Consider the following 9,860-nt stretch of genomic DNA (forward strand, 5'->3'; position numbering starts at 1 on the left):
ATGCCAACGAATAATCGCATGTATGAACTTGAGTACCCGTCTCCCTCGAGTCTTGGCGAATCTCCTGAGGGGCCAACGCTCGTCGTTGCGTTACAGGGTTACGCAGATGCGGGCCATGCGGTTGAAGGGGTATCGAATCATCTCAACGCGGCGTTGGAAACCCGCGCTTTAGCTACCTTCAATAACGATGAACTCATTGACTACCGCTCTCGCAGGCCTGCTGTAACCCTGGCGAATCACACGGTGGCCGACGTCGAAGAGATCGGCATTGAGCTGCGTGTTGTCCGCGACACAAAGGATATGCCGTTTCTGCTGCTGAGCGGGCCGGAGCCTGATCTGCGTTGGGAGGCTTTTAGCAAGTCTGTGGCTGATCTTGCAGTGCAGTTTGGAGTTCAGCAAACGCTGTGCCTCTACGCTGCCCCTGTTGCCGCTCCCCATACCCGCCCAGTAGTGGTTTCCACACACGGAAATGATGAGAGCTTGGTGAAAGACAAGTATCTCTTCGACGGAATTATTACTGTGCCCGGGGCTGCCTCCATCATGATCGAGCGAGAGCTAGATAAGCGAGGCGAAAAGGTCGCTGGTTTTACTGCGCATGTACCTCATTACATCGCCAGCTCTCCTTACCCGATGGCGGCGTTCCAGCTCATGCAGGCGCTCGAGGATACAGCAAATCTTCAGTTGCCACTCCGCGCGCTCGAGCAAGAGATAACAAGTGTTCAGCGTCAATTAGCAGAGCAAACCGCTGCGTCAAAGGAGATCGCGCAGGTCGTCTCGGCTCTCGAACAGCATTACGACCGTGAAGTTGAGGAGTACCGCAGGAACAATCCCAACGCAAAGATGCCCGGTGAGGCACAGGTTCCTTCCGGCGATGAGATCAGCGAAGCCTTCGAGAACTATCTCACGGCGATCGAGGACCAGCAGAGTCGTCCGCTTGTCGACGGACAACGGGGACTGCCTTTTGGCGATGATCTCAGTCAGGCTTTGCAGGATTTTTACTATATTGACCCAGCTCAGCCAACCGATGAGGAAGACGAGTAGCGGCTTTTCGCGACGAACTCGGCTACGGTAGTTGGCGTGACTCTTTCGACGTATTTGGCAGACCTTGACGACGTTCCAGCAGACCTTTTTGAAGAGGCCGTCTGGGACTCTTTCACTGCGTGGACACAGAGTCGTGGAATCTCGCTTTATGAAGCTCAGGAAGAAGCTTCGCTTGCATTGCTTGCTGGGGATAATGTGATCCTGGCGACGCCAACCGGTTCGGGAAAGTCGATGGTGGCAAACGCTGCGCACTTCATTGCCATGGCTCGGGGGCAGCGCTCGTTTTATACTGCCCCAATTAAGGCACTGGTGAGCGAAAAGTTCTTTGCACTGTGTGAGATCTTCGGAGCAGAAAACGTAGGCATGATGACCGGTGATGCCACAGTGAACAGCGGCGCCCCTATTATCGCAGCCACCGCTGAAATCGTCGCGAATATTGCGCTGCGAGAAGGTGAGCACGCGAAGATTCAGCAGGTCATCATGGATGAGTTTCACTACTATTCGGAGCCGGACCGCGGATGGGCATGGCAGGTGCCGCTATTGGAACTCCCCCAGGCCCAGTTCCTTTTGATGTCTGCCACGCTTGGAGAAACTGCCTGGATAGAAAAGGATCTCACCGAGCGCACCGGTCGCCCAACCACGTATGTTGGTGGGTCGGAGCGTCCCGTGCCACTCGATTTCAGTTACGTGTTCTCCCCCGTCCACGAGACGATTGAAGAACTACTGGCGGATAACAAAGCGCCGATCTACGTTGTGCACTTCTCACAACGCGAGGCAGCAGAGCGAGCGCAGGCTCTGACCAGTATGAAAATCATCAACGCAGAGGAGAAGCAACGTATCGCAGAGGAGATCGGGAATTTTAGGTTCACGACTACCTTCGGTAAGACATTGTCGAGGTTACTTCGAAAGGGCATTGGTATTCACCATGCCGGAATGCTGCCGAAGTATCGACGGCTCGTCGAAAAACTATCTCAAACAGGGCTTTTAAAGGTGATCTGCGGAACGGACACCCTCGGCGTCGGTATCAATGTGCCAATTCGTACTGTGCTGATTACCGGCCTGGCAAAGTATGACGGGACGAAACAACGCATCCTTAAATCGAGGGAGTTTCACCAAATCGCCGGCCGCGCGGGTCGAGCTGGGTACGACACCGAGGGCACGGTCGTCGTCGAAGCGCCAGAACACGAGATTGAGAATGCAAAGCTTCGGCGTCGCGCCGGCGACGATCCGAAGCGGCTTAAGAAGCTCAACAAGAAGTCAGCTCGTGATGGCGAAGTTACCTGGTCCGAAAAAACTTTCCAGCGCCTCACTACGGCGGAACCGGAGGAACTCACTAGCCAGTTCCAAGTTTCGAATTCCATGTTGCTCAATGTTATTGCTCGCCCGGGTGACGGCTACGGGCACATGAAGCACTTGATTCGGAGCAACCATGACACACGCGCTAAGCAGAACCGTGACATTCTTACGGCAGTCGATCTGTTTCGCGGGCTCATCCAGGCTGACATTGTAGAACGCACTCCTGATTCTCCAGCGTATCGCCCCTATACTCTCACGCGAGAGCTGGACAGGGACTTTGCGCTCAACCAACCGCTTTCCCCGTTCGCACTGGCATTTCTCACGGTGCTTGACCCCGAGTCTTCAACGTATTCGTTGGATGTAATCTCAGCGTTTGAGGCAATCTTGGATGACCCCCGTCAGGTGCTGCAAGCTCAGCAGTCAGCAGCTCGCGGCGAGGAGATCGCAGCTCTCAAGGCAGAGGGCGTCGACTACACGGAGCGCATGGCACTCATCGAAGATGTGACGTACCCTCAGCCGCTCGCGGAGGAACTGGAAGATGCATTTGAGACCTACTGCTCCAGTAACCCGTGGGCGAAGGAGTGGCAGCTTTCGCCAAAGTCGGTGGTACGCGACATGATCGAGCATGCGATGACGTTTTCGGATCTCATCGCAACCTACGGGCTATCCCGCTCTGAGGGTGTGGTGCTCCGCTACCTCACCGATGCGTGGCGCACCCTCTCCCACTCTGTGCCCGAGGCATACATGACTGAGGAGCTCGAAGATATCATCGTATGGCTAGGTGAGCTGATCCGTCAGGTGGACTCGTCGCTCATTGACGAATGGGCGACACTAGCTGATGACGACGCCCCAATCTCCCAGGACGTTCTCGACCGCGAGCTCGCGTTCGGTGTTGAGGATCCGACGGCGCTCACAGCGAACCGCAGGGCGTTCAAAATCATGGTTCGCAACTTTTTCTTTAGGCTTGTTGAACTGTTTGCGTTCGAAAAGGAAGAAGCCCTAGAGTCGATGCTTGAATATCTCGACCCCGATGTTCGGCCCGACTGGCCCTCGCTTCTCGACGACTACTTCGACGAGTACGACGATGTCATGATCGACGCAGATGCTCGCGGGCCAGAGTATTTCCGAGTTAAGGATGAAAGCTCGCGGCTCTGGGAAGTCGTACAGATCGTGAAAGATCCAGATGGGGACCGCAGCTTCCAATTCCACGGCGTCGTCGATCTCGATGCCTCTGATGAGGCAGGAGAAGTTCGGCTGAGGGACTTGGACGTTGTCCAGATGTAGTCCCTCAGCCGACTATCGCGCAGAAGACGTAACAGTTAGCGTGCGTCTTCTACCACTACGGTCTGTGCAATGGCCTGGATAACAGCAGCAATCTTTACTGCCTCCCAGACCTGCTCCTTGGTCAGGCCCTCTTCGCGCACGACGTTGGAGTGTGCAACAGCGCAATGCTCGCAGCCATTGATAGCAGATACTGCGAGCGACCACAGCTCAAAGTCTGCCTTCTCGACGCCAGGCTTCGAGATGATGTTCATGCGAAGGCCAAACTTTACCTGTGCAAAGTCATCGCCGAGCCAGCCCTTTGCGCGGTAGGCAACGTTGTTCATTGCCATGACAGTTGCTGCGCCGAAAGCGGCATCGAGAGCCTCTTCAGACAGGTGCTCCTTGGCCTCGTCCGTAATCTCGGAGATCACGGTGGGGTTCTTTGTCGCTGCAGCGGAAGCAACGAGAGTGCCCCACAGCTGCTGCTCGTTCAGCTCTGTAGAGCGTGTCAAGGAGCCAAGGTTCAGCTTCTGGTCTTTTGCATATTCAGGCAAAGCGCTGCGCAGGTTATCGATCGACATATCTCTTTTCTCTTTCCTCTCTATTGTTTATTAATAAATCCCCGTCACTGAGTATTGAACTAGTGACGGGGACTCGGAGTTCATTTACTTCAGGGATTCCTGAACGACAGCCAACTTGTCGATGTTCTTCGTTGGGTCGTTCTTCTGCCAGTCGCAGGCGCAGACCTCTTCGGACTGGAGAGCATCCAAAACGCGAAGGACCTCTTCGACGTTACGGCCAACAGCATCCGGGGTGACAGACACGAACTGGATGACGCCGTCTGGGTCGATGATGAACGTTGCACGATCAGCGACGCCTGCCTCATTTTCAACGCCCAGTGCACGGATCAAGTCGTGGCGGACATCAGCAAACATTGGGAACGGAACGGTCTTCAGATCTGGGTGCGTTGCACGCCAGTTGAAGTGGGAGTACTCATTGTCAGTGGAGCCACCAAGGACCTGCGTATCGCGATCTTCGAACTCTTCGTTCAGCTTGCCGAACGCTGCGATCTCGGTTGGGCAGACGAACGTAAAGTCCTTCGGGTAGAAGAAAACGACCTTCCACTTACCCTCGTACTTTTCCAGGGATACATTCTCGAAGTAGTCCTCTGGGCTTGTTGCGTCGACCTCATGAAGGTCGCCACCCTTCAGCGCTACCAGATCGAACTCAGGGAAACGCTCGCCTACAGTCAGAATTGCCATAGCTTAACCTCCGAATGTGAGATGTCGTATATATACGGTCTTGGAATGCAATCGCTCGCACTCTGACAAACATTGTGCCAGAAACGCCGCGCAATTTCAACAGCAAAACCTATTGCAATGCCGTATGGTTATAAGAATGAACAATAAAGAATATAAACCAACCTTGGCCCAACTTCGTACGTTTGTGACCATCGCCGAGAATAGGCACTTCGGCACTGCTGCGAGCAAGCTCAACATTTCTCAACCGTCATTATCCCAGGCATTGGTCGCGCTAGAGACCGGTTTAGGGATTCAACTTATCGAGCGATCCACCCGAAAGGTCATCGTCACTCCAACTGGGGAGGCGCTCCTCCCCTATGCGAAAGCAACGCTTGAAGCAGCCGATGCTTTTGTTGCACATGCCCGCGGTGCACATGGGGTCCTTTCCGGGCCTCTCAATATCGGCATCATCCCCACCATCGCACCGTATATCCTGCCCACCCTTTTACAACTGATTCAGAGCGAGTTCCCCGATTTAACTCCTCGAATCATCGAAGAGCCCACCAAGCACCTACTCGCTAAACTGCGCGACGGAAACGTCGATGTGGCGCTGCTAGCCCTGCCTACACACGCGCCTGGAGGGCTCATGGGCCCATATTGATGGTGAGGCGTGGCAGTCGCGAGTTGCGAGTTGGGTCCCTTCGCAAGGAGTCAGCGCATGGGTGCTTCAACGAGAAGTGGTTGACCCCGAGACCTACGTCGCCACGTGGCTGAAAGATGAATCAGTCGACCTCAGGACTGAAAGCGGCATAGCCCGCACACAACAGTGGCTCGATTACTTCCAAGCCGCGGGTGTTCACGCTATTGGTTTCGGTTGGATTTTCATGCAACACATCGGCGACCAGCCCTCCGAGATCACTGCGGAAGAACTAGCGCAACCGTTCACGGATCCGCTTGGGCCTGAGGTCGAGGAATACTTTCTGCGGCAGGCGTGGCTACGGCAAAAATCCGTCCAGGAACTCTTAGATAGTTCGTTCCTGGTCCGGCCCACAGTCGCGATCGAAGACATCGCTGTGCCAAATACTGAAGAGGGGCTGGGTTTCACGCGCGAAGAGTTGCGCATTACTCGAATGGATGGCCCACGATTCTCTCATTCATTGGATGAGGCGTTGAAAACCGTCCTTGCGGGATTGCATCCCGCCGGTTTGCCACTGCGTGACGTGGTGGGCATCCTAGCAGCATCTCGAGGTGTCGACGACCAGCAGGCCCTTGAAGAATTGGAAAACCAAACGGTTGCAGCTGTTGTGGATCTTATCCGCCACGGCATCGTGCTGCCGTCGGAAATTGCAGAGGTGGAGTAGGAATGAAGGCTGTACTGACAAGAGTTACGAGCGCGAGCGTCACCGTCGACGGTGAAGTCGTCGGAGCAATCGACTGCGAGGCGACAGGTGGAATTCTGGCCCTTGTCGGAGCAGGACGTGAGGATAGCGACGACGCTTGGGAAACGGTTGCTCGCAAAATCGCGGAACTGCGAATTCTTGAGGGCGAAAAGTCTGTAGTGGACGCACAAGCCCCTGTTTTGCTTGTGAGTCAGTTCACGTTGATGGGTCGCACGGCAAAAGGACGGAGGCCATCATGGAGTGACGCAGCCCCCGCAGATGAAGCAGCACCCATCATTGAAAAAATCGCAGTCTACCTCCGAGACCGGGGCATCACGGTCGCTGAAGGAAAGTTTGGTGCCCATATGAAGGTGCAGAGCATCAACGACGGCCCATTCACGGTGATTGTCGAGGCCTAGCACTCTTTTGATCACTGGGAACAAAAATGTGTCCAAGATCGTTGAGGGTGTAGAAGATTACCTGTTCCACTCGTCCAAGGAGGCAGTGCTCAATGACGTCGAAGAGTCAGACCTTAACAGCGGACAACGAAGAAAAAGTTGACCGCGGTAGTCGTCGCAATCAAACGAACGACAATCCATCGGCTGACCTTGTTCGCGTGTATCTCAATGGCATTGGCAAGACTGCCCTGCTCGATGCAGAAGAAGAGGTCGAACTAGCCCAGCAGATCGAAGTTGGACTCTATGCCCAGCAGCTTCTTGATGATCCAGACTGCAAGCTCACCCGAGCCCAGAAACGTGACTATAAAATTCTGGCGAAGCAAGGCCGGAAAGCTCGCGCCCACCTCCTCGAGGCAAATCTTCGTCTGGTCGTGTCGTTGGCAAAGCGCTATACAGGACGCGGGATGCCACTGCTCGATCTGATCCAAGAGGGCAACCTCGGACTGATCCGCGCGATGGAGAAATTTGACTATGCCAAGGGTTTTAAATTCTCGACGTACGCGACGTGGTGGATTCGCCAGGCCATTACTCGCGGCATGGCAGACCAGTCTCGTACTATCCGTCTCCCTGTGCATCTTGTAGAACAGGTCAATAAACTCTCCCGAATTCGCCGCGAGATGTACCAGTCGTTTGGCCGGGAACCAACGAATGAGGAGTTGGCAGAGGAGTCTGGCATCGAAGAGGACAAGATTGAGCTCCTCCTCCGTCAATCCCGAGACCCCGTGAGTCTTGACATGCCGGTCGGAGCGGATGAAGAGGCCCCCCTGGGTGACTTCATTGAAGATGCAGAAGCTACAGACGCCGAAGACGCGGTGGTATCCGTGCTCCGTCACGATGACATCCAAGATGTTATCAACGGTTTGGAGCAGCGCGAGCAGGACGTCATCCGTATGCGCTATGGGCTGACCGACGGTGTTCCCCGCACATTGGACCAGATTGGGCGTAAATTCGGCTTGTCTCGTGAGCGCGTTCGCCAAATCGAACGAGAGGTCATGGCGAAGCTTCGCGTAGGTGACCGGGCAGAGCGCCTGAGGGATTACGCAATGTAGCAACCGCGACGAAGCGTTCCGCAACTAATAGTTTTTTGGGTTACCATAGCAATCGTTAATAGGCGTCGATTCTTGGACTGCGTTGAATGTTGATGCAGCCTCAACGCTTCAGAGCGACTTTTAGGCAAGGGAGTTCCACGTGCGTGATCTCGTAGACACAACAGAAATGTATTTACGTACAGTTTACGAACTTGAGGAGGAAGGCATTGTGCCGCTCCGCGCACGAATCGCAGAGCGGCTCGAACAGTCTGGCCCGACAGTTTCCCAGACCGTCGCCCGCATGGAGCGCGACGGCCTGATTGTTGTTGAAACAGATCGCTCGCTCTCCCTTACCGACGAGGGACGCGCCCGTGCGACTGCGGTGATGCGTAAGCACCGCCTCGCAGAGTGCCTTCTCACCGGCATCCTCAAGTTGGATATTGAACAAGTGCACGACGAAGCATGTCGCTGGGAACACGTGATGAGTGAAGCCGTGGAAAAGCGCGTATACGAGGTACTCAACCACCCTCAGGTATCTCCGTTTGGCAACCCCATCCCTGCGTTGGATGAAATTGGCGGTTCAAATGTTGCTAAGCCTGAGCTTGGCACTCGCGCAACGGACTTAGATCTCTCCGAGGGTCGCGAAGCTGTAGTGGTCCAAATCAGTGAGATTCTGCAGCTTGAAGCAGAGCGTTTGCCGGAGCTGGCAGGCTTAGGCGATATCGTCGGCCAGAAAGTCATAGTGAGCATTCCGGATGATGGCGGGCTACAGCTATCACTTCCTGAGCAACAAGATTTCGTCATTCCTGATGACCTCGCGCATGCCGTGCGCATTGAGCTTCGGTAGAGACAATCTGCTGTTAGGAACCTGCAAGCATCTCTAGCTCCATCCAGACTGCTTCCCCGCCTTCTTCAACTGCGTGCAGGAGACCCTCATATTGACCGATCGCGAGTAACTGCAGGAGCACGTCGCTTAATGAGTGGTCCGGCATTTCTTGCAGCGCGCACTGTAGTGCGACCCCTGCCCAAGACCCGATCTCGCACCGCACAGCGATCACAGCCCACAACGCTAACGCGTTTGCCCGCACTGTCCCCACAGCATGGCGCGACAAGAATAGTAGTGGAGCAGCAAGTCGCTTTGGGTTCTGCATAATCGCGGGGATAAGTGTATCCCGCAGTAGAGCATGGGTGAGCAGAGCCGTCAAGCCTTCGAGCGCGATTCTCATTTCATTCGAGATTTCGCCGATTGGATTAGCATCGCGCTGGCCGATGAGGCAAGTCTCGGGCAAGCAAAGCAGAACCTCGATAATGCTTTCAATTTCTTCCTTCGCCAGTTTTGCCGGGTGTTCCTCCTCCCCAGCGTGGCTACCGCCCCACAAGTCTTTCAGTAGCTGCAACCCGTCTTTGCGTGTCTGTGCCTGGATTTGTTGCGCCAGTTGGACGGATTCCGAATCGACCGGCTCAAAAAAGCTAAACGTGTCTTGTCTATCGAGTTCTGGGAGTATCCCCTGCTCAACGTATGGGCGCATCGATGGAGAGGAAATCACTGACGATACACAGCCACCAATGAGGGAGGACGCGCGATCGCATTCTTCGGCCGCATTCAATGGCGGTCCAAAAAGCAATGTATATGGGGTACCCTGCGCAATTTCGGAAACATGCCAGCACAGGTCGACTTTGAAACCGGTTTCTTCTTCGAGGAACTGCAAGCGATCAACTGCTTCTTTGACGAGCTCTGAGTTCGGAATACGGCTCACAATGACTGCAAGGTACGCGATGACGTCATCCCCCAGTAGGTATTGCGTCACGTCGGTCTTGAGGCTTTCTATGAATGCTTCGAGGCGCGTGAGGTCAACGCGAACTACAGGTCCAAGTTGAAGCCCACCTGTTCCTTCGCTGTCCGGAATGATGCCGAGCACCACGACCGATTCTTGAGGATAGAACCCTAGAACCCCGGGCAGGGCTGCGATGATATCTGATGGTCCAAAAAGTGATGAATTAGCTGCATTTATTTTCATACAGTTTAGACGTAGCCAACACAGCATCGGTTCCCGCTTTGCTAGAATTCCTTATTTTCAGCAGGAATATTTCTTCACCCCAGACGTTGTGGGTAAGTACAAAGTTAGATCCTTTCAAATTATCCTAGGAGCGGTC

General features: G+C 54.6%; 10 protein-coding genes and 1 pseudogene. 8 read left to right on the top strand and 3 right to left on the bottom strand.

Annotated elements, in window-relative coordinates; genetic code table 11:
• Together ACXIUA_RS08580 and ACXIUA_RS08585 are read left to right on the top strand one after the other, a co-directional pair.
• The gene (locus tag ACXIUA_RS08580) at nt 1-1,041 is read left to right on the top strand and encodes a PAC2 family protein (RefSeq protein ID WP_457976567.1); all 1,041 of its coding nucleotides are present in this window, start codon (nt 1-3) and stop codon (nt 1,039-1,041) included.
• A 36-nt stretch (nt 1,042-1,077) separates the two neighbouring features.
• Nucleotides 1,078-3,621: a DEAD/DEAH box helicase gene (locus ACXIUA_RS08585; RefSeq protein ID WP_457976568.1), complete on the top strand. Its 2,544-nt coding sequence runs from the start codon at nt 1,078-1,080 to the stop codon at nt 3,619-3,621.
• Nucleotides 3,622-3,656: 35 nt separating this feature from the next.
• Here the strand turns inward: ACXIUA_RS08585 and ACXIUA_RS08590 are convergent, their stop codons facing one another.
• Nucleotides 3,657-4,181 carry a carboxymuconolactone decarboxylase family protein gene (locus ACXIUA_RS08590; protein WP_256000254.1) on the bottom strand — a complete coding sequence of 175 codons (525 nt, stop codon included), beginning with the start codon at nt 4,179-4,181 and terminating at the stop codon, nt 3,657-3,659.
• An 84-nt stretch (nt 4,182-4,265) separates the two neighbouring features.
• Complete coding sequence (locus tag ACXIUA_RS08595; RefSeq protein WP_070362343.1) at nt 4,266-4,862, bottom strand: peroxiredoxin; 597 nt, start codon at nt 4,860-4,862, stop codon at nt 4,266-4,268.
• 136 nt (nt 4,863-4,998) lie between these two features.
• On the opposite strand from ACXIUA_RS08595, the pseudogene ACXIUA_RS08600 reads away from it, so the two are divergent.
• From ACXIUA_RS08600 to ACXIUA_RS08620, 5 genes and pseudogenes are all read left to right on the top strand, one after another.
• A pseudogene (locus ACXIUA_RS08600) lies at nt 4,999-5,481 on the top strand (LysR family transcriptional regulator); the annotation flags it as partial.
• Between the two features lie 82 nt (nt 5,482-5,563).
• Entirely contained in the window at nt 5,564-6,202 is a 639-nt protein-coding gene (locus tag ACXIUA_RS08605) for a DUF7782 domain-containing protein (RefSeq protein ID WP_457976569.1), read from the top strand.
• Nucleotides 6,203-6,204: 2 nt separating this feature from the next.
• Nucleotides 6,205-6,639: a D-aminoacyl-tRNA deacylase gene (gene dtd / locus ACXIUA_RS08610; protein ID WP_457976570.1), complete on the top strand. Its 435-nt coding sequence runs from the start codon at nt 6,205-6,207 to the stop codon at nt 6,637-6,639.
• 92 nt (nt 6,640-6,731) lie between these two features.
• Nucleotides 6,732-7,727, top strand: a complete 996-nt coding sequence (locus ACXIUA_RS08615; RefSeq protein WP_070478945.1) for a sigma-70 family RNA polymerase sigma factor — start codon at nt 6,732-6,734, stop codon at nt 7,725-7,727.
• 139 nt (nt 7,728-7,866) lie between these two features.
• Complete coding sequence (locus ACXIUA_RS08620; protein WP_457976571.1) at nt 7,867-8,553, top strand: iron dependent repressor, metal binding and dimerization domain protein; 687 nt, start codon at nt 7,867-7,869, stop codon at nt 8,551-8,553.
• Nucleotides 8,554-8,566: 13 nt separating this feature from the next.
• Here the strand turns inward: ACXIUA_RS08620 and ACXIUA_RS08625 are convergent, their stop codons facing one another.
• Nucleotides 8,567-9,751, bottom strand: a complete 1,185-nt coding sequence (locus ACXIUA_RS08625) for a DUF4192 domain-containing protein (protein WP_457976573.1) — start codon at nt 9,749-9,751, stop codon at nt 8,567-8,569.
• Between ACXIUA_RS08625 and ACXIUA_RS08630 the strand changes: the two genes are divergently transcribed.
• The coding region (locus ACXIUA_RS08630) for a hypothetical protein (RefSeq protein ID WP_457976574.1) at nt 9,675-9,860 on the top strand (186 nt) is incomplete at its 3' end. The two genes, ACXIUA_RS08625 and ACXIUA_RS08630, sit on opposite strands and share 77 nt — an antisense overlap.

The organism is Corynebacterium sp. UMB8791, assembly GCF_054166365.1.

What these genes read in the sequence shown, in the direction of transcription:
- ACXIUA_RS08615 (WP_070478945.1), top strand. Translation starts at nt 6,732, where the DNA reads ATGACGTCGAAGAGTCAGACCTTAACAGCGGACAACGAAGAAAAAGTT.
- ACXIUA_RS08580 (WP_457976567.1), top strand. Translation starts at nt 1, where the DNA reads ATGCCAACGAATAATCGCATGTATGAACTTGAGTACCCGTCTCCCTCG.
- ACXIUA_RS08590 (WP_256000254.1), bottom strand. Translation starts at nt 4,181, where the DNA reads ATGTCGATCGATAACCTGCGCAGCGCTTTGCCTGAATATGCAAAAGAC.
- ACXIUA_RS08595 (WP_070362343.1), bottom strand. Translation starts at nt 4,862, where the DNA reads ATGGCAATTCTGACTGTAGGCGAGCGTTTCCCTGAGTTCGATCTGGTA.
- ACXIUA_RS08625 (WP_457976573.1), bottom strand. Translation starts at nt 9,751, where the DNA reads ATGCTGTGTTGGCTACGTCTAAACTGTATGAAAATAAATGCAGCTAAT.
- dtd (WP_457976570.1), top strand. Translation starts at nt 6,205, where the DNA reads ATGAAGGCTGTACTGACAAGAGTTACGAGCGCGAGCGTCACCGTCGAC.